Source organism: Frondihabitans sp. OV104, assembly GCF_057787745.1.
On record NZ_CM173541.1, the window covers coordinates 1,874,185 to 1,891,782 of the forward strand.

Annotated in this window: 19 protein-coding genes; 7 read left to right on the plus strand and 12 right to left on the minus strand. The window is 71.7% G+C overall.

Annotation, left to right across the window (positions count from 1 at the left end):
* Positions 1-171 precede the first annotated feature (171 nt).
* Entirely contained in the window at positions 172-861 is a 690-nt protein-coding gene (locus AC3CBB_RS08870; RefSeq protein ID WP_488624292.1) for a hypothetical protein, read from the plus strand.
* Here AC3CBB_RS08870 and AC3CBB_RS08875 read toward each other — a convergent pair.
* Together AC3CBB_RS08875 and AC3CBB_RS08880 are read right to left on the minus strand one after the other, a co-directional pair.
* Positions 771-2,099, minus strand: coding sequence for a nucleotide disphospho-sugar-binding domain-containing protein (locus AC3CBB_RS08875; protein ID WP_488624293.1), 1,329 nt, complete (start codon positions 2,097-2,099; stop codon positions 771-773). The two genes, AC3CBB_RS08870 and AC3CBB_RS08875, sit on opposite strands and share 91 nt — an antisense overlap.
* Positions 2,096-4,267, minus strand: a complete 2,172-nt coding sequence (locus tag AC3CBB_RS08880) for a glycosyltransferase (protein WP_488624294.1) — start codon at positions 4,265-4,267, stop codon at positions 2,096-2,098. The genes AC3CBB_RS08875 and AC3CBB_RS08880 overlap by 4 nt, the downstream gene beginning before the upstream one ends.
* A 152-nt stretch (positions 4,268-4,419) precedes the next feature.
* Between AC3CBB_RS08880 and AC3CBB_RS08885 the strand changes: the two genes are divergently transcribed.
* Positions 4,420-5,652 carry a polysaccharide pyruvyl transferase family protein gene (locus AC3CBB_RS08885; RefSeq protein ID WP_488624295.1) on the plus strand — a complete coding sequence of 411 codons (1,233 nt, stop codon included), beginning with the start codon at positions 4,420-4,422 and terminating at the stop codon, positions 5,650-5,652.
* A gap of 142 nt (positions 5,653-5,794) precedes the next feature.
* Here AC3CBB_RS08885 and AC3CBB_RS08890 read toward each other — a convergent pair whose 3' ends face one another.
* Together AC3CBB_RS08890 and AC3CBB_RS08895 are read right to left on the minus strand one after the other, a co-directional pair.
* Complete coding sequence (locus AC3CBB_RS08890; protein ID WP_488624296.1) at positions 5,795-7,081, minus strand: MFS transporter; 1,287 nt, start codon at positions 7,079-7,081, stop codon at positions 5,795-5,797.
* Positions 7,082-7,191: 110 nt separating this feature from the next.
* Positions 7,192-7,851, minus strand: a complete 660-nt coding sequence (locus tag AC3CBB_RS08895; protein WP_488624297.1) for a Pr6Pr family membrane protein — start codon at positions 7,849-7,851, stop codon at positions 7,192-7,194.
* Between AC3CBB_RS08895 and AC3CBB_RS08900 the strand changes: the two genes are divergently transcribed.
* Both AC3CBB_RS08900 and AC3CBB_RS08905 read left to right on the plus strand, forming a co-directional pair.
* Positions 7,756-8,148 (plus strand): DUF4267 domain-containing protein, encoded by a 393-nt coding sequence (locus tag AC3CBB_RS08900; protein WP_488626731.1) that lies wholly within the window; start codon positions 7,756-7,758, stop codon positions 8,146-8,148. The two genes, AC3CBB_RS08895 and AC3CBB_RS08900, sit on opposite strands and share 96 nt — an antisense overlap.
* A 230-nt stretch (positions 8,149-8,378) precedes the next feature.
* Positions 8,379-8,585, plus strand: a complete 207-nt coding sequence (locus AC3CBB_RS08905; RefSeq protein WP_488624298.1) for a hypothetical protein — start codon at positions 8,379-8,381, stop codon at positions 8,583-8,585.
* Here the strand turns inward: AC3CBB_RS08905 and AC3CBB_RS08910 are convergent.
* From AC3CBB_RS08910 to AC3CBB_RS08920, 3 genes are all read right to left on the minus strand, one after another.
* Positions 8,527-9,471 carry an NAD(P)-dependent oxidoreductase gene (locus AC3CBB_RS08910; RefSeq protein WP_488624299.1) on the minus strand — a complete coding sequence of 315 codons (945 nt, stop codon included), beginning with the start codon at positions 9,469-9,471 and terminating at the stop codon, positions 8,527-8,529. The genes AC3CBB_RS08905 and AC3CBB_RS08910 overlap by 59 nt on opposite strands.
* 26 nt (positions 9,472-9,497) lie before the next feature.
* Positions 9,498-10,448, minus strand: coding sequence for a manganese catalase family protein (locus AC3CBB_RS08915; RefSeq protein ID WP_488624300.1), 951 nt, complete (start codon positions 10,446-10,448; stop codon positions 9,498-9,500).
* Positions 10,449-10,590: 142 nt separating this feature from the next.
* Complete coding sequence (locus AC3CBB_RS08920) at positions 10,591-11,235, minus strand: TetR/AcrR family transcriptional regulator (RefSeq protein ID WP_488624301.1); 645 nt, start codon at positions 11,233-11,235, stop codon at positions 10,591-10,593.
* A gap of 84 nt (positions 11,236-11,319) precedes the next feature.
* Between AC3CBB_RS08920 and AC3CBB_RS08925 the strand changes: the two genes are divergently transcribed.
* The 3 genes from AC3CBB_RS08925 (at position 11,320) to AC3CBB_RS08935 (ending at position 12,597) form a co-directional block, all read left to right on the plus strand.
* Positions 11,320-12,072 carry an SDR family NAD(P)-dependent oxidoreductase gene (locus tag AC3CBB_RS08925; protein ID WP_488624302.1) on the plus strand — a complete coding sequence of 251 codons (753 nt, stop codon included), beginning with the start codon at positions 11,320-11,322 and terminating at the stop codon, positions 12,070-12,072.
* Positions 12,073-12,150: 78 nt separating this feature from the next.
* Positions 12,151-12,357 (plus strand): hypothetical protein, encoded by a 207-nt coding sequence (locus tag AC3CBB_RS08930; protein WP_488624303.1) that lies wholly within the window; start codon positions 12,151-12,153, stop codon positions 12,355-12,357.
* 3 nt (positions 12,358-12,360) lie between these two features.
* Positions 12,361-12,597, plus strand: coding sequence for a hypothetical protein (locus AC3CBB_RS08935; RefSeq protein ID WP_488624304.1), 237 nt, complete (start codon positions 12,361-12,363; stop codon positions 12,595-12,597).
* A 40-nt stretch (positions 12,598-12,637) separates the two neighbouring features.
* Here the strand turns inward: AC3CBB_RS08935 and AC3CBB_RS08940 are convergent, their stop codons facing one another.
* From AC3CBB_RS08940 to AC3CBB_RS08960, 5 genes are all read right to left on the minus strand, one after another.
* Positions 12,638-13,369 (minus strand): FAD:protein FMN transferase, encoded by a 732-nt coding sequence (locus AC3CBB_RS08940; RefSeq protein ID WP_488624305.1) that lies wholly within the window; start codon positions 13,367-13,369, stop codon positions 12,638-12,640.
* Positions 13,366-13,884 (minus strand): FMN-binding protein, encoded by a 519-nt coding sequence (locus AC3CBB_RS08945; RefSeq protein WP_488624306.1) that lies wholly within the window; start codon positions 13,882-13,884, stop codon positions 13,366-13,368. The genes AC3CBB_RS08940 and AC3CBB_RS08945 overlap by 4 nt, the downstream gene beginning before the upstream one ends.
* Positions 13,881-15,323, minus strand: coding sequence for a ferredoxin reductase family protein (locus tag AC3CBB_RS08950; RefSeq protein WP_488624307.1), 1,443 nt, complete (start codon positions 15,321-15,323; stop codon positions 13,881-13,883). The genes AC3CBB_RS08945 and AC3CBB_RS08950 overlap by 4 nt, the downstream gene beginning before the upstream one ends.
* A 128-nt stretch (positions 15,324-15,451) precedes the next feature.
* The gene (locus AC3CBB_RS08955) at positions 15,452-16,882 is read right to left on the minus strand and encodes a HAMP domain-containing sensor histidine kinase (RefSeq protein WP_488624308.1); all 1,431 of its coding nucleotides are present in this window, start codon (positions 16,880-16,882) and stop codon (positions 15,452-15,454) included.
* Positions 16,879-17,589 (minus strand): response regulator transcription factor, encoded by a 711-nt coding sequence (locus tag AC3CBB_RS08960; protein WP_488624309.1) that lies wholly within the window; start codon positions 17,587-17,589, stop codon positions 16,879-16,881. The genes AC3CBB_RS08955 and AC3CBB_RS08960 overlap by 4 nt, the downstream gene beginning before the upstream one ends.
* Between the last annotated feature and the right edge of the window lie 9 nt (positions 17,590-17,598).

The window sequence follows — 17,598 nt, forward strand, 5'->3', positions numbered from 1 at the left end:
TCCTCCCTCGCCCCTCCTCCCCCCCCCCCCCCCTTCCCGGCCGGTGAGGGGTCGCTGGTTGCTGGCGGCGAGGCTCGCGCCGAGCAACCAGCGACTCCTCACCGGCCGGCGGGTGGGCGGGCGCGCAGGCACAGGCGCAGGCGCGCGCCTGCGCGCAGGTAGGCTCGGCGGATGGTCACCGTCGTGCTCCCCTGGCGCCCTCAGCCCTCCCGTCTCCCCGCGTTCGACGATGTCCGCGCCTGGTACGCGGCGAACCTGCCCGACGCCGAGGTCGTCACCATCGACAGCGACGACGACGTCTTCGTGCTCGCCCGCTGCCGCAACCTGGGTGTCGCGGGCGTTGCAGACGGCGACGTCGTCGTCATCGGCGACGCCGACACGATCCCGGAGCTCGCACCTCTGCATGAGGCGATCGCGGCCGCCCCGACCTCGGGTGTGGTCCATCTCCCCTACGACGAGTACCGCTGGCTGGGGCGCGAGGGCACCGCCTCATTCCGTGAGGGCACGCCTCTCGCCGACTGCGACTTCGAGCTCGTCCGCGGGGCCTGCTCGGGCGTCTACGTGACGACCCCCGAGACGTGGCGGAGCCACGGCGGCCAGGACGAGCGATTCCGCGGCTGGGGCTTCGAGGACGCCGCCTGGTACATCGCGCACGAGACGCTCCTCGGCGAGCCCCCGCGGCGCCAGGTCGGCCGCGTCTTCGCCCTGCACCACACCGCCGAGGTCCGCGAGGGTCCCGACTACGACGCGAACGCGGCCCGCATGCAGCGCTACCGCGACGTGTCGGGCGACCCCGAGGCCATGGCCCGCTTCGTGTTCGACGTGACCGCGTCGAACGCGCGGGTCCGCCCCGGGCTCTGACGCAGATCCTGCGCCAGCCGCACCAGCCCGTCCGCGGGCAGTGCGAGCACTGTGCGCAGCGCGTCTTCCAGCTCGCCCGCCGTCGCCGTGTTGGGAGCGAGCGCGACCCCGAACCCGGCCCGCTCGATGGCCTCTGCACCGGCGAACTGGTCGGTCGAGAACGGCAGCACGAGCAGCGGCACGCCCGCCGTCATCGCTTCGGTCACGCTGTTGTTGCCGCCGTGGGTCACGGCCGCGGCCGCCTTTCCGAGCAGGGTCACCTGCGGTAAGAACTCCCTCACGAGCCAGGTCGCAGGAACTGCCCCGAGCTCGCCCCGGTCAGCCGATCCGAGCGCCACGGCCCCCCGCAGCCCCAGCGAGCTCAACGCCGTGACGACGCGCGCGACCACGTCGGCCCGCACCGACAGGAACGATCCGAAGCTCACGTACACGAACGGCTCGTCTGACGACGCCAGCCACTCCTCGACCTCGGCGTCGGGCGGCTCGACGCGCACGGACGACCCGAGGAACGCGTGGGGCGGAAGCGGGCGCGCCGGGTCATGCAGCTCGGCGGGGTAGTTGAGCAGGAGCAGCTCCCCGTGCTCGGAGAACGCCGACTCGCTGGGCGGGGCCTGCGGGTCGAGCTCGGCGAGCGCCGTGTTCCACTCGGCCGTGAACGACTCGCTGACCCGCTCGCACAGGTCGCGCAGCTCGCGGAGGGCGTCGGCGTCCGGGCTGAAAGCCCGCGGCCACGACGGCGGGTAGCCGTAGACCTCGCCGGCGACGGGCAGCGCGCTCGGATGGCCGAGAACGACGTCGGCGTACGGGATCCTGCCCGCGGTCAGTGCGAGTCGGGCGCTGTAGGCGAGGTGATCGACGACGATGTGGTCGGGCTGCACCTCCTCGATGACGCGCAGCACCGCGCGCGCGGTCTCGACCGGCTGCCACATGAGGTCGGTCAGCCGCTCGGCCGCCTGGTAGGCGAGCGTCTCGACCATTCCCTCGCGGGTGGCGTCGAAGAAGCCGCGGAGCGAGTCGTCCTCGCCCTCAGGCTGGTCCTCGGCGCGGATGATCCCGGGGTTCGACCCGCGCGCCAGGGCGAGGTCGACCCGCTCGAACCCGAACGACTCGACGATCGACGCCGTGGCGCTGCCGGTGGCGACGACGACGCGCTCGCCCCGCTCGAGCCAGGCCGTGCCGAGGGTGGCCAGCGGGAGCAGGTGCGACGCGTAGTCGGGACTGATGATCAGCAGTGTCATCGTGCCGCGAAGCTCCAGTCGCGCAGGGCGGCCTCGTCGTCGTGGACGCCCCCGTAGACCGAGCCGAGTGCCGCCGCCATCGCCTGGATGGTGAAGTCCTTCTCGACGGTGCGGCGCGACCGGGCGGCACGATCCTCCGAGGGCTCGGAGCCGCTGGCGCGCAGTGCGCCGTCGACGGCCGCGCCGAGCTGCGCCTGGTCCCACGTCTGGGTGAGGAAGCCGGTGACGCCGCGCTCGACGTAGGTCGCGGGGCCGCCGCCGTCGGGAGCCACGACGAGCAGGCCCGACCCCATCGCCTCGAGCAGCGCGATGCCGAACTCCTCCTTCAGGCTTCCGCACACGTAGACACCGCGGCCGGAGCTGAGACCGGGCAGGCCGAAGCGCGCGGCGGCGACCCAGCGGGCGACGGTGTCGTTGGGGCGGTGCCCGGGCAGGATCAGGCCGGCGTCACGGCGTCGGTCGGCGGGCACGACGGCGTCCATCAGCGCGAGCTGCTCGCGCTCGTCGCCGCTCGGCGCCTCGAGGTTGCCGCCGATCACGAGGAGGTTGGCGCGATCACGCAGGTCGCTCTCGGCCCAGGCCGACACGATGGTGGCCATCCCCTTGACCCGGTGCAGACGTCCGACGCTCACGATCAGCGGCAGCGAGCGGCGCGCCTCGGGGAGCTCCCCGACGAGCTCGCGGAGCTCGGCCAGGGGCACGCTGGCCTCGGCGCCGTCGGCGTGAGCCCGGGCCTCGGCCACGGCCCGGTCGACGACGACCAGGTCGATGCCCTCGGGCACGACGGTGTGGCGCTCGGGGTGCGCCGTGATGTCGATGCCGACGAGCTCCCGCATGTCGCGCTCGAGCGAGGGGCGGGGAAAGAGCACGGTGTGGGCGGCGTCGGCCGCGAGTTCCTGCACCAGCCGGCTTCGGAACCAGTAGTGCTCGCGCTCGTCGACCTCGCCGAAGTTCTCTCTCGTCACCGAGCCCGACAGGTCGAGCGACTGGATGACCGCGTGCGGATCGGGCGCGACCGTGAAGACGACGGGCACGTCGAGCTCGCGGGCCACGTCGGCCGCCGCCAGGCTGCCCACGTCGGCCATCCGAAGGTGCAGCACGTCGACCCCGCCGCTGGCGCGCAGGATCCGGCGGATCCCCCGTCGGGCCGCGACGCGCAGGGGCCACGCGTCGGCCGACGCCACGGGCTCGCTGAGGAGCGGGATCCGGCCGTAGTGGTGGCCCGACTCGGAGGCCGCGATCTCGGAGACGCTCTCGATCGCTCCCGCCACCGATCCGCGGGAGAGGGTGAGCACGCGGTCGACCGACTCGGTCCGCGCCAGCTCGTCGCCCAGGCGGACGAGCAGGGTCGCGATGCCGCCGTTGTCGCCGCTGCCCGCCTGGGTGAGGTCGGCGTCGATGTCGGCGTGCAGGAAGAGCTGGGCCACGGTGAGGCCCGATGCCGGAGAACCCGTGCCGTCGGCGCTCCGCTCGGTGTCGTCTCCGCCGGCGGCGAGGTCGACCAGCGCCATGCGAGCGACCTGGGCCAGGAACCCGTCGCCGGCGCAGAGTCCCTCGACGGCCCTCGCCGCGCGACGGTCGCCGCGCCGCTGCCCGAGGGCGGCGACGGCGGCGACGCGGACCCGCTCGTCCTCGCGGGCGTCTTCGGCAAGGGAGAGGAGAGGCCGGGTGGCGACCGCCCCGCGGACGAGTCCGAGCGTCTCGACCACCCGGTAGCGGGCTGCGACGTCGCGGACGCCCAGGAGCGCCCCTTCGAGGCCGACGGCCACGAGGTCGGGCACCTGCGGCGACCACTGCTCGAGGGTGCGCTGCGCGACCATGCCGCCGAATCCGCCGCCGACCACGAGCCCGACGAGGCGCCCGATGGTGTCCGCCCTCGGGAGACGCGAGCCCAGGGCACCCGCGGCGTGCTCGCGCAGGAATCCCCGCTCGCTCGACAGGAGGGCGGACAGGAGGGCGTCGGCCTGCTCGTCGACGACCTCGGCCAGAGCATGGGTCGCGGCGATCGCGGTGAGCTGGTCGTCGCCCCCGATCGCGTCGGCCAGGAGGCGGATCGTGCGGACGCCGCCGGTGCGTCCGGCCTCGAAGGCGAGGTCGTCGGCGAGCCGCATCGCATCGATCAGGCGGTCGGCTTCTCGGACGGCGTCGAGCGAGGTCTGGATTCCCATGGTGCGTCGGCTTTCGAAGGGATCGGGGTACAGGGGTACACGCCTCATGACGAAGCCTGCGACGGAACTCTAGGCCGTCGAGATGCATTCCGCCTCTCGTCGAGTCAGTAGCATCGGACGGCCCCCTTCGCTCAACCCTTCCGGAGACGCTCGTGCACATTGTCCTTCTCGGCGACGTCGGAATCCTCGACGACATGATCCACATCGGCGACGAGGCCATGTTCGAGGAGTTCGCGAGCCAGCTCCGGCGCCGCGGCGCGACCGACATCGTCTCCCTCTCGTCGAACCCCACTGAGACCGCTAGCCGCTACGGCGTCTCGGCGGTGCCGTCGATCGGCTTCCACCCGGCGTCGTTCGCGGCGAGCGGCGCGGACGTCCGCCCCCTGCAGGAGGAGCGGATGCGGCGGGTGATCGAGGCGGCCTCCGGCGACGCCGCGGCGCTCTCGGACGGCGACCCGGCGTGGGAGGTCATCGACGCCGTGCGCTCCGCCGATGCCGTCGCCGTCTCGGGTGGCGGCAACATGGCGTCGATCTGGCCGATGCACATCTTCGAGCGGGCCACGCTGGCCGCTCTGGCCCGCGTCTTCGCCAAGCCCTTCGTCGTCAGCGGGCAGACGATCGGCCCGGAGCTGGTCGGAGACGACCGGCGGCTCGTCGCCGAGCTGCTCGGCTCCGCTCGACTCGTCGGGCTGCGCGAGCGGGCCTCCCTCGCACTCGTCCACGACCTGGGCGTGAGCGGCCCGGGCGTCGTGGCGACCATCGACGACGCCAGCTTCCTCGCCGTCGCCGCCGACGGCGACGACGCCGTCGCGGCACCTCCGTACTGCTCGGTCACCCTCGCAGCGCACGTCGGCGACTCCGACCGGGACGCCTTCGCCGCCGGGATGGCCCGCCTGCTCGACCGCATCGCCGACGAGACCGGGCTCGAGATCGTGTTCTTCGCGCACTTCAGCGCCCTCGGCGGCGGCGACGAGCGGGGAGACTCGCTCGCGCACCGGCGGGTCATCGACCGGATGACCCGCCCCAGCAGGATCGAGCGGACCACCGACAGCGCAGCCGCCGCCCGCTTCGCCCGCGGAGCCTCCCTCAGCGTCTCCAGCCGGTACCACCCGGCCGTCTTCGCGGTCGCCGCCGGCGTCCCCACGATCGGCATCGCCGTCGACGACTACACGACCGTCAAGCTCACCGGGGCCCTCGGCAACTTCGGCCAGACCGGCGTCGTCCGGGCGTCCGATGTCATCGACGGCAGCGCCGCCGATCGGGCCGTCGAGGTCTGGCAGACCCGCGACTCCATCCGCGCCGCCTGGGCCGCGCGGATCGAGTCCGTCCGCGCCGCCTCCGTCGCGTGGTGGGACTCGGTGGCACGCGCCCTCGCCAACCCCTGACTCTGACGCCGCAATCAGCCGCTGAGGGGTCGCTCGTTGTTGGCGCTGACGCCCGTGCCGAGCAACCAGCGACTCCTCACCGGCGTGAAGGGGGGACGCGGGAGGGGGCGGGGGCGGGCGGGAGGGGGGCGGGGGCGGCGCGTCAGGTGGGGAGGACGCGGCGCTGGCGCTGGCGCGCCGCGTAGACGGCGGCCACGACGGCGCCGACGACGAGGATGCCGGCGAGGATCCCGATCGCGGGCACGACCCCGACGGTGGCTCCGGCCACGCCGAGAGTGACCCCGCCGCCGGTGCGGAGGCCCGACGCGAACATCCCGTAGACGCCGAGGGTGCGGCCGCGCTCGGCGGACGGGGCCTCCAGCTGCACGACGCTCTGCGCCGTCGACATCGACGCGATCTCGCCGACGCCGGCCACGACGAGGGCGATCAGAGCCAGCACGAAGCTGCCGGTGAGCGCGAACGCCGCGATGGCCCCGCCGAAGACGATCGTCGCCACGACCGCGGTGCGGAGGTTCGGCTTGGCGACGCCGGTGGCCTCGAGCAGGAACCCGCCCACCACACCGCCGATGCCCATCGCGAACAGCAGCGAGCCGTAGGTGAGGTCGCCCGACGATCCGGCGCCGAGCCGCTCGGCGAAGACCGGCATCGACGAGGGCAGCGCGTTGCCGATGGTGACGGCCATCAGCCCGGAGATGACGATCATCGCGATGATCAGGTGGTTCGAGCGGATCCGCCCCAGCACGAGCAGAGTGTCGCGCAGCGTGACCCGCGGGGCCTTCTCGAGGTCGGCCGCGTCGCGGATATGCCCGGTGAACTTCGTCCGGATCATCAGGATCGTCATCGGCAGGTAGATCAGGACGTTGGCGTAGATGCCGCCGATCGGCCCCAGCCAGAGCAGGAGCGCCGAGCCGACCACCGGGCCGAGCAGGAGCCCGACGCTCTGGAAGGTCGCGTTCATGCGGACGGCGCTCGGGAGGTCACGCCGCTCGACGAAGTCGTGCAGCAGGAGCTGCTCGGCGGGGGCCCAGAGGGTTCCGGCGACGCCGTGCAGCACGAGCAGGATGCAGGCGGCCCACACCGTCAGGCTGTGCGTCACGAAGAGCGTGCCCCAGCCGATCGACACCAGCATGAACAGCACCTGCCCGGCCTGGATGATCCTGCGGCAGTCGTACTTCTCGGCGAGCGAGCCCGACCACACCGACAGCAGCAGGAACGGCAGCCAGTGGCTGATGATCTGGAACCCCACCAGCGCCGGCGAGTGGAACGTCTGCCACAGCACCCAGTACGTGATGACGTGCTCGGTGTTGTCGGCCATCATCGACAGGCCCGACGTGAAGAGGTACGGGCGCGAGTCGCGGTTGCGGAGCGCGGCGAAGCGACGCGGGCCGCCTTCGCGGAGGTCGGGGAGCGTGGGCTCGAGTTCGTGCATGGGGTCCTGCGTCAGTCGGCATCGGTCGGCGGGGTATGTTGCCGACGCCAACATACTGCCCCGGCGAGGCGCTGTCGACGGGGGTGGGCAGTTCCTGCACCCGGTTCGCCCTAGGCCGTGGCGGTCGCCGCCGAGGCGCGCCTGTGGAGGGCATTGCCGATCGCCCGCACCACGAGGGCGAGAGCGACGAACGCGATCAGCAGCACGACGCAGTAGAGGGCGACGCCGCCGTAGCCGCCGACCGCGCCCGGGTTGAAGAACGGGTAGCAGTAGAAGCCGACGATGGCGCCGCGCACGACCGAGTAGGCCGTGTAGACGACCGGCACGGCGACCCACGACAGGGCCGTGCGGAGCGCGACGGGGTGCCGCGGCGGCAGCAGCAGCCAGTCGAGCACGACGACCAGCGGCATGAGCATGTGGTGCACCACGTTGACCCACGGCGTCAGGTCGCCGAGGTCGGCGTCGCGGAGCAGCGTGTTGAAGACGATTCCGACGAAGGCCATGTAGACGACCGAGGCTCCGCGCACGGTCTCCCACGTCGGGGTGCTCGGAATCGGGCGCAGGATCCGCACGGCCCCGACGACGAAGACGACGCTCGCGAACAGATTGCCGAGCGTGGTGAAGTAGCTGAAGAAGTTGACGAGGCCGAAGTCGCTCCTCACCGCGATCACCAGCTGCGTGATGACGCCGGCGACCGACGCGGCCGCGAGAAGAAGGCGGACCGCGACGGCGGCGGTGTTCACGGGGCTGGGCGCGCCGGGGTTCGTCATGCGCCCACAGTAGCCGCGCCTCACCAGGGGATGGCCGCGCGCCAGGCGGGCGATCCCGCGTACTTCAGCGTCAAGGGCGATCGCGACACGTGCATCGGGATCCTCGGCCTCGTGCTCGTGCTCACCGGCCAGACGCACGCTCTCGGCCTCTTCATGCTCGTCTTCACGCTGATCCCCGTCGCCGACGCCGTGATCGTCCTGCGGAACGGCGGCACGCGAGCCACCGCCTTCGGCATCCACGTGTCGACGGCCGTTCTCGTTCTCGCCGACGCCGTGCTGCTGCTGATCGCCGCGTGACCGATCCTGCTGGGTCCGTCACCCGGCCGGCCTCCGAGCCCGCCTGCTCGGGCACTGGGGGCACTTCTGCCCTGCCCCGATCCCTCCCCAGGAAGGCGGCGTATCCTCCAGGTATTCGGCCCTGACCTTGCCGAGTCAGCCTCGTTCTCTGACGAACGATCGCCCCGACTGCACCGTTGCAGGCGGCCCGGCAGCCTCGCAAGCGTCCTGACGTTCAAGGAGGCTACCCCGTGCAGACCACGCTCAAGGCCGATGTCATCTCGGCGCGACTCGACATCCTCGCGAAGCTCGACTCCTCCCCCGAGGTCTCGTTCATGGAGCGCGCGCGGTTCCGACTCCGCGTCTTCGGGATCGTCGAGGCTCTCGACCGAGGCGACATCACGTCGTCGACGGCGGCCGACCGCCTGACGGAGCTGCGCCGGGAGATCGACTCGTAGCACGCCCGCCGGACGCCAGCGTCGCTCCCGACTCGTCTTCGAGGAGTCGAGCGGCGGCCAGCTCGCCGAACCCCGCGCCGAGCCGCCGGCGTGCCTCTTCGTGGATCGCGAGCACGAGCGCGGACAACTCGAACGGCGTGGCGGCCGCCGACGCACTGTCGCGGAGGATCTCGAGCTCCTCGACGACCCGGTCGACACGGAACGAGTCGAGGTGGTCGCCTTCGAGGAGCGGGTCGACGTGCTCCGCGAGATACGCACTCGCCCCCGGGCCGTCGCGGAGGATGGGGACGAGACGCTGCGGCTCCAGCCCGAGCGACCTACCTAGCAGCAGCACTTCGGTGGTGGCCACGACCTGCCCGAACCACAGCAGGTTGCCGAGCAGCTTCACGACGAGCGCATGCGCGGGGTCGTGACCCACGACGGTCACGGCGCAGGATCCGCCGAGCGCCGTGAGAACCGGCGTGGCGAGGGCGATGGCGGTTGCGGATCCTGCCGCCCAGAAAGCGATACGACCCGAGCGCGCGTCGGCGGGCGATCCGCGCAGGGCTGCCGCCGCGAACTCCACGCCCCGCCTGCGAGATGTCTCGGCCTCGCGGCTCACGACATCCGGCGCAGCGGTCGTGAGCTCGATCCAGAGCATGCCGGGACGGAGGAGCGCTGCGAACGCGCCCTCGTCGATCAGAGAGGCTGCCTCCGCTGATCCGGGCAGGACGGTCAGGAGCGTGTCGCTGTGATGGACGAGGTCCTCGAGCAACGTCGCGACTGCCAGTCCCTGCTCCATGGCCGCGTGGCGTCGAGCTTCGTCGATGTCGAGCACACGCACGTCGGCACCGCCGGCCGCCAGGGATCGGGCGAGGGGAAGCCCCATCGCTCCGACCCCGAGCACGCCGATCCTCCCGAGAGGACGCGCGATTACTTCACCGGACCGTAGAACGCCTCGACCTCGGCGAGCTCGCGCTCGGCGGTCTCCTGAATGAGCGCGAGGAGGTCCTTGTCGAGGCCCGGCGAGAACTCCTCGAGGCGCTCCGGCGAGATGACGGACGGCACGCCGGTCGGGGCCTGCTCCGTGGCCGTCAGGTCCGTGCCGTCCTTCGACGGCGAGGTGCCCTGGAAGATGCGTCCGGCCTCCGACTTCCCGTCGAGATCGAAGCTGTACTGCTTGCTCTGAAGACCTAGACCGACGAGCTTCTTGACCTCCGGGAACCGCTCCGCGTTCGTCTTCGGAATCGGCAGCAGGGTCTTCCAGTCGACCCCGAGGGTCTCGAGGGCCTTGGCGTAGGCGTTCTCGTGCGCCTGGTCGCGGACGATCAGATAGGCGAGCGTCCCTCTGGCCGTCGGGTTGTCGGTCATCTCGTAGATGCGGCACTTCTGCAGACGGCCGGTCGACTCGAGCATCACGTTGTAGAGGAGGTCGAGGGGGAGGTTGCCGGAGTTGTAGACGTAGCTGCCCGACCAGGGGTTGCCCGCCGAGTCCACCGGCAGGGCGCCCTGCGCGCCGACGAGGTAGTGGTGGATGTTGCCGGTGTCGAGAGCCATGCTCAGCGGCGTCGCGCCGCCGGCACCCGGCTCGTCGAGCGGGTCGGTGATCTTCCCCGTGTACTCGGGCGATCCGTCGAGCAGGTGAGAGATCGTGGTGCCGATCAGCTCGACGTGGCTGATCTCCTCCGTGCCGACACCCTGGATCAGGTCGCGATACGGCTTGGCCGCCGCACCCCGGAAGTTCATGGCCTGGAAGAGGTACTGCATCATCGTGCGCATCTCGCCGAACTGACCGCCGAGCCCCTCTTGAAGTGCATTGGCGGCGGCAGGATCCGGCTCGCCGTCGGCGATCTCGTTGATCCAGGTCTGGGCGTGGAAGTACATGGTCGACCCCTTCTCGACCGGAGGCGAGGTGCCGCCGCTCTCTGCCCTGCCTACGCGGCCGGGGCGACTGAGGGCGGGGGCTTGCCACGGGTGCCTCCCCTGCGTAGAACCTCCGCGGCGGGAGCTGATCGACGGGCCGAAGTCACCGGGCCGGCGAGAGCAACCGCAGGTGGTCGATGGCAGCATCCAGAGCCGCCTCGAGGGCGATGGTGTCGCGGCGCGTCTGACTCAGGAGGAGTCCGCCCTGGACCGCGGCCAGCAGAGCGAGCGCCGCTCGGTCGAGATCGAGGTCGGCCGGGAGGAGGCCCCGGTCGCGCATAGTCGCCAGCCCTGCGCGGAGCAGCTCCTCCCAGGCGGCGAACGACGCCTGGAGGGCGGTGCGCGCGTCGAGGTTCGTCTCGACGAGGTCGCTTGCCAGGCTGCCGATGGGGCAGCCGCCGACGCACTGCTGCGCCTGGAGCACGTCGACGATCATGTCGCGCCAGGCGACGAGACCGTCGAAGCTCTCGACCCGGGTCAAGCGAGAGCGATGGATGTCGAGCACCGTCTCGGTCTGGTGATCGATGACCGCCAGGATCAGCGCGTTCTTGTCGACGAAGTAGTGGTAGAGCTGCGATGCGTTGACGCCCGCCACCCGCTGGATGTCGTCGATCGTCGCGCGCTCGACGCCGACCTCGAGCATCAGCCGCGACGCGGTCTCGACGATGCGCTGCCGAGTGGCTCGCCCTTTCGCCGTGAGCGGGCGGCCGCCGACGGAGGCGAGCGGAGCATCGACCGTGAGGGACATGGTCGGAGACTACCGCTTTTAGAGTTGACATTCCATTTTTTGGGTCTGATTCTTGGAGCAATCACTCCAATCGAAAGGCTCCTCATGACGAACATCGACTTCTCCGGGCTCACTGCCCTCGTGACCGGCGGCACCAGCGGGATCGGCCGCGATGTCGCGCTCCAGCTCGGCGCAGGCGGGGCCCACGTCGTCGTGACCGGCCGCAGCGCCGAGCGAGGCGCCGCGACCGTCGATGCGATCGTCGCAGCCGGTGGCGCTGCCGACTTCGTGGCTGTCGATCTGGCCGACGCCGCCGCGGTGACGCACCTCGCCGCGGAGGCGCTCCGCATCGGGGGCGGTCGCGTCGACGTCCTCGTCAACAACGCCGGCCTCTTCCCCTTCGGCGCCACGGCCGACGTCGACACCGAGACGTTCGACTCCGTCATGGCGGTCAACGTCCGAGCGCCCTTCGCGCTGGTCGGGGCGCTCGCCCCCGGGATGGCCGAGCGAGGTCACGGCGCGATCGTCAACGTGACGACGATGGTGGCCGCGTTCGGCATGAGCGGCATGTCTCTCTACGGCTCGTCGAAGGCGGCGCTCCAGCTGCTGACGAAGGCGTGGGCGGCCGAGTTCGGGGCCTCGGGCGTCCGCGTCAACGCCGTCAGCCCCGGCCCGACGCGCACCGAGGGGACCGAGGTCATGGGTGAGAGCCTCGACGCGCTCGCCGCGACCACGCCCGCCGGCCGGCCGAGCACGCCCGCCGAGGTGGCCGCGGGCATCGTCTTCCTCGCCTCGGCGGCGGCATCGAACATCCACGGCGTGATCCTGCCCGTCGACGGCGGGCGTCTCGCCGTCTGAGACTCGGGGCGCCGGAGCTCGCGGCCGAGCGGCTGGGAGTTCCGGCGCGACGGCCGGGCGGCGCGTAGCGTCCCGTCTATGAGCACCGACGACCAGACCACGCCCCTCATGGACGGCAGCGATGACGCGACGAACGACGAGAAGCTCGCCGGGCTGATCGAGCAGGTCGACAACGACCACGGCGACGAGGGCGCCGGGGCCATGGCAGACCACCTGCGCGACCGGATGGACGAGACGAAGGTCGACCCCGAGAGCACCGACGATCCGGCGCTCGGGGCGGAGTAGGCGATGGCCGACCTGGACTCGGTCCGCTGGAACGACGAAGCTCGCGGCAAGATCCTCGCGGATGCCGATGGCGTTCTTCGCGATGCCGTAGCCGACGTCGCGCGCGACTATGACGGAGACGGCTGGGAGGCCGCATTCCAGTCGCTCAACGAGCGTCTCAAGACACGCTTCATCGACTACGAGCCGGGCCCCGACGTGCGCAAGTTCGCCGAGATGATCGCGGCGGGCGACTTCGCCTAGTTCCCCGCGCCAGAAGCGGCCAGGCACGCGCGGGCGCGCTTCACACCACCCAGGCCCGAGCCCGGGGAGTGGCGCGTGCCGACCCGGTGCGATCGAACGCGATGACGTCGACCGGGTGCGCGGCCGTCAGCGCGTCGAGGTCGGCCGCCGAGCCCGCCGCGATCGCCGTGGCCAGGACATCGGCGGTCACGATGTCGTCCGCGACGACGGTGACCTGCGTGAACTCCTCGGCGCCGCGCCGCCAGATGTGCTCGCCCCGCTCGGCGGTCCCCGAGGTCGCGACCGCCCGTCGGGTGCCTGTCAGGTCGATGAGGCCCGCGAGGCGGTCTCGAGCCGCAGGATCGACCACTCCCACGCTCCAGGCCATCTGCTCGTGCTCTCCCCGCGCGAGCACGTCGCCGCCCACGGCGAGCATCCAGTCGTCGGCGCGCTCGTCCAGCAGGAGCCCGGCCTCGTCCATCGCCAGCGCCTTGACGACGCCCGACAGGTCGATGACGCCGTCTGGACGATGCGGCGTGAAAGCGCCGCCGGTCCGGTTGCGCCAGTCGATCGCGAGGGCGTAGGCGTCGAGGACCGCGGGCCCGGCGGCCACCAGGGCCAGCTCGCCCCGAGCGATCCGGCTCAGGGGGGACGCCTCGTCGTAGAGGCTGAATCTCTCGTCGTACCGACGGAAGACGCCCTCCACGGCGTCGTAGTCGGTCGGCGCGAGCGCAGAGTCGGGGTCGCGGAGGCTGACCACCGTGCCCATGGTGCCGAAGACGTGGACGGTCACAGCCCCGCCTTGTCGATCGCGGCCTGGAGCGACGTGATGTAGCCCTGGCTGGTGTACGTCGCGCCGCTGACCGACTGGATGCTCGCCGACTGGGCGCTCAGCGCCTCGGTCCGCAGGATCGGGGCGGCGTAGTTGCTGATCTGCACGGAGCGCCCCCCTTGGTCGGTCAGCTGCAGCGCCCTGACGTCGGTGATCTTTCCCGCCGCGACGACGATCTCGACCTGCATCGGCCCGAACTGCGTCTGGACCGTCGTGCCGGCGAACGTGCCCGAGACCGACGTCTTCGAGGAGCTCGTGCCGCCGGACGTGCTGCTCCCGGAGGCCGAGCTGCCGGACGACGCCGACGGGCTCGATGACGGCGTCGACGGCGTCGACGAGCCGGATCCTGCGCCAGGAGCAGCCGAGCCGGCCGACGACGCCGACGTGGCCGCGAGCTGCTGGGCACCGATCTGCCAGCCGACGCTGACGATGGCGGCCGAGGCGATGACGCCGCCGGCGAGTGCGCGTGCTCTCATGATGCGAACCTCTCCTGGTGGATCTGGTGCTCGGGGACTCCGGCGAGACGTGCGTCGCGGGCGACGAGGTCGGCCCAGGCCTGTGGGCCGCAGATGTAGACGTCCGACTCCAGCAGGTGCGGGAAGGTCGAGACGAGGGTGACCCCGCGACGGAAGTCGTCGGCGGACTGCCACGCAGCGGCACCGGCCGGCCGGGCCCCCATCATCGCGAACAGCTCGCTGCGGGTGCGTGCGGCCAGGTCTGCGACCTCGTCCCAGAGGTAGCGCTGATCGGCGTCGGAGCCTCGAAGCAGGATCGTGGCCTCTCCTGGGCGGAGGTCGGAGTCTTCGAGCAGGGCCCGCACCGGCGTGATGCCGATGCCCGACGCCACCAGGGACAGATACGGGGCGGTGCGCGCACGGGAGGTGAAGAGGCCGTAGGGACCCTCGAGCGAGACGAACGCGCCGGGGCGGATCCGGCCGAGTCGCCGTGATCCTGCGCCCAGGTCGCGGACAGTGATCCGGGCGGTGTCGCGACCGGGCAGCGCCGAGAACGAGACGGGGTGGGCGTGAAACCAGGTGCGGGCGGTCCAGAACCGCCAGATGCCGAACTGGCCGCCCTCGACACCGAGCCGGTCGAGGTCGCGCCCGGCGAGGTGGATGGAGTACACGCCCGGCGCGATCGGCTCGACCCCGGTGACGCGGATGCGGTGTCGGAAGGTCGCGATCAAGGGCATCGCGAACCGGTAGACGACCACGGCCGCGAGCACGACGACGTAGAGGGTGATCCAGTAGACGCGCTGCCAGGTGCCCGAGACCAGGACGCTGCCGACGCTCAGCTGGTGCGGAAGCGCCACGGCGACGGCGGCGTAGGTGAGCAGGTGGATGCCGTGCCAGACCTCGTACGGCAGCTTTCGACGCACGGCGACGAGCGACGTCACGACCACCGTGACGAACAGGCCGAGCGACAGGTAGGCCAGCGGCATGTCCTCCACCGTCGTGAACAGCGAGAGGGTCTCGCCGACCGGGTTCATGCGATCCGACAGGCCGTAGCCGACGGTCAGGAGCAGGCCGTGCGCGAGGAGGAGGTAGAGGACGGGCTTGCCGAGCGAGCCGTGGACCGCGATGGCACGGTCGTGACCGAAGAAGCGGTCGACGACGGGTACGCGAGCTGCCAGCAGGATCATCACGAGGACCAGGTCGGTCGCGACGAGGCCCGCGGCGATCCCCGCGGCGGTCACGACGCCCGCCGGGCCGGCGATGTCATGGGCGCCGGGCGAGGCGAGGTACAGGGCGACGGCGATCGCCGCGGACGCCCAGACGAGGATGGTGAGCAGGTCGACGACGACGCTGCGACGTCGGCGGTCACGGCGACGTCGGCGGGCGTCGGCGACGAACGACTGGGCGGGCGGCCGAGCGAACGCGGAGGGCGGCGCCTGGCGGGTGGCGGTCGACGTCATGGGATCTCCTTGGGACGGTCTGGATGCCGTCGGTGAATCCATAGTCGGATCGCGACCTATGCGCAGACCCCGGAAGTCGGGCCGGTTTTCTTCGAGATCTCACATCTGGGCTCGTGCCGGCAGCGAGCTCAGACGGCCGGCAGCTGCACGACGGCCGAGGCTCCCCCGTGAGGTCGATTCAGGAGCTCGGCGCGACCCCCGGCTCGTTCGACGAGGCCCCGGACGAGCGCGAGGCCGAGGCCGGTACCCCCGCGGATGCGACGGCGGGAGTCGTCGGCACGAGTGAAGCGGTCGAATGCGGCGTCGAGGAAGTCGTCCGGCACCCCCGGCCCGTCGTCGGAGACGGCAAGGTGCAGGACCTCCTTCCCGAGCACATTTCGCTGACTCAGGACGATCGTGACGACGCCGCCGTCGGGGCTGAACGTGACGGCGTTGGCGACGAGGTTGTCGGCGACGCGGCCGAAAGCCTCCGACGAGAGGGCGTAGTCCGCAGCCAGGGCGGCGACCCCGCCGACGTCGTAGTCGATCGTTATGGTCGAAGCCGACGGGGCCACCCGGGCGCGGTCGACGGAGGCGAGGAGCTCGGCGACCAGTTCCTGCGCCCCCGTCGACGGCTGGGATCGCCCAGGCTCCGCGGACTGATCGAGTCGGGAGAGCTCGAGCAGGGTGGTGGTCAGGGTGGTCAGTCGATCGACGCTCGCCTGGGCCGCGGTGATCTCGGCCTCGAGGGCCTCGGCGTCGCCGCTCGACCGGTGCGCGAGCTCCAGCCGCGCCGTGAGCGACGCGAGCGGGGTTCGGAGCTCGTGGCTGGCGTCGGAGACCATCTGGCGCTCGTGGTCGGCGCTGGCGCGGAGCCTCGCGACGAAGACGTTGAGGGTGGCGGCGAGCCGGGTCAGCTCGTCGCCGGCGGGTGAGACGGGGAGCGCCTCACCGGTGTCGGCGTGGCTCAGCTGCTCGGCGGATTCGATGAGGCGGCGGATCGGCCGCAGCGACAGGCTGCTCAGCAGCCACGATGCCGCTGCGAACGCCAGGAGCGCGACGACCAACCCCGCGAGGAGGGAGCGATCGAGCGCGGCGATGGTCAGGTCTCCTGACGACGTGCTCCGAGCGCCCCACAGGGTGAACCGGCCCTCGCTCGTCGTGAGATGGCGCTCGACGACGACGTAGGTCGTCGTCCCGCTCGTCACGCGCCGGACGGGAGCCTCAGCGTCCTCCTCCCCGTGGGGCGCCCGCGCGAACCGGGAGTCGTGGAGGTCGCGGTCGTCGAGGTTCCGCTTGAGGCCCGCGGGCAGGGAGTCGACCAGGAAGGCGCCGGACTCGGCGCGGATCGCGACGAGGACTCCCGTCGAGGGCGTGTCGGGCGTCTCGTCCGGATTGGCCTGCAGATCGGCGACGTAGGGGGCGATGTCGCTGCTGGCGAGGGTCGCCTCGCTGGATGCGGTCGTCGCTCGGACCTCGTGTGCCATCAGCCCGGCCACCGCCGCCAGGACAACGGCGGCGGCGAGGAAGCTGCCGAGGGTGATCCGAACCCGGATCGGCAGCGAGCCGAGTCGTCTCACGGCTCGGCCGGTGCGTCGAGGCGGTAGCCGACGCCGCGGACCGTCGAGATCGACACGTCCGCTCCCGCCGCCGCCAGCTTCTTGCGCACGTAGCTCACGTACTGGTCGACGATGGTGGGATCGAAGTGCTCCGACGACCCCCAGACCTCGTCGAGGATCGCAGCCCGCGAGCAGGCCTCGGGGGTCGACTGCACCAGGACCCGCAGGAGCGAGAACTCCTTGACGCTGAAGGGCACGACGCGGCCGCCGATGCGGGCCCGGAGCGCCATCGGATCGAGCTCCAGGGTACCCGCGCTCAGCAGCGGTGCTGCCCGTAGCGGCGCCTCCCGGAGCATCCGGGCATCTGCCCGCCCTCGCAGCTGAGCGCGCAGCCGAGCGTTCAGCTCCGCCAGCGCGAACGGCTTCGTCAGATAGTCGTCCGCGCCGGCGTCGAGCCCGAAGATGCGGTCGTCCACGGCATCCCGTGCGGTGACGAGGATGACGGGAAACCGTCGACCGGCCTCGCGGAGCCGTCGGCAGATCTCGAACCCGGTCATCTCGGGCAGCATCACGTCGATGGCCGCCGCATCGAACTCCGCGGTGCTCGCTGCGATCAGGGCTGCCACTCCGTCGCCGACGGCCGTGACCTCGTACCCCTCCCCCGCGAGGCTCTCGCTCACCAGCCCGCGCATCTCGACGTCGTCCTCGACGACCAGGATCCGTGCCACGGCCGCTCC

Bases quoted from the DNA above. Each gene is read 5' to 3' on its own strand.
- AC3CBB_RS08870 (WP_488624292.1), top strand. From the start codon at position 172: ATGGTCACCGTCGTGCTCCCCTGGCGCCCTCAGCCCTCCCGTCTCCCC.
- AC3CBB_RS08875 (WP_488624293.1), bottom strand. From the start codon at position 2,099: ATGACACTGCTGATCATCAGTCCCGACTACGCGTCGCACCTGCTCCCG.
- AC3CBB_RS08880 (WP_488624294.1), bottom strand. From the start codon at position 4,267: ATGGGAATCCAGACCTCGCTCGACGCCGTCCGAGAAGCCGACCGCCTG.
- AC3CBB_RS08890 (WP_488624296.1), bottom strand. From the start codon at position 7,081: ATGCACGAACTCGAGCCCACGCTCCCCGACCTCCGCGAAGGCGGCCCG.
- AC3CBB_RS08895 (WP_488624297.1), bottom strand. From the start codon at position 7,851: ATGACGAACCCCGGCGCGCCCAGCCCCGTGAACACCGCCGCCGTCGCG.
- AC3CBB_RS08915 (WP_488624300.1), bottom strand. From the start codon at position 10,448: ATGTACTTCCACGCCCAGACCTGGATCAACGAGATCGCCGACGGCGAG.
- AC3CBB_RS08920 (WP_488624301.1), bottom strand. From the start codon at position 11,235: ATGTCCCTCACGGTCGATGCTCCGCTCGCCTCCGTCGGCGGCCGCCCG.
- AC3CBB_RS08925 (WP_488624302.1), top strand. From the start codon at position 11,320: ATGACGAACATCGACTTCTCCGGGCTCACTGCCCTCGTGACCGGCGGC.
- AC3CBB_RS08930 (WP_488624303.1), top strand. From the start codon at position 12,151: ATGAGCACCGACGACCAGACCACGCCCCTCATGGACGGCAGCGATGAC.
- AC3CBB_RS08935 (WP_488624304.1), top strand. From the start codon at position 12,361: ATGGCCGACCTGGACTCGGTCCGCTGGAACGACGAAGCTCGCGGCAAG.
- AC3CBB_RS08945 (WP_488624306.1), bottom strand. From the start codon at position 13,884: ATGAGAGCACGCGCACTCGCCGGCGGCGTCATCGCCTCGGCCGCCATC.
- AC3CBB_RS08950 (WP_488624307.1), bottom strand. From the start codon at position 15,323: ATGACGTCGACCGCCACCCGCCAGGCGCCGCCCTCCGCGTTCGCTCGG.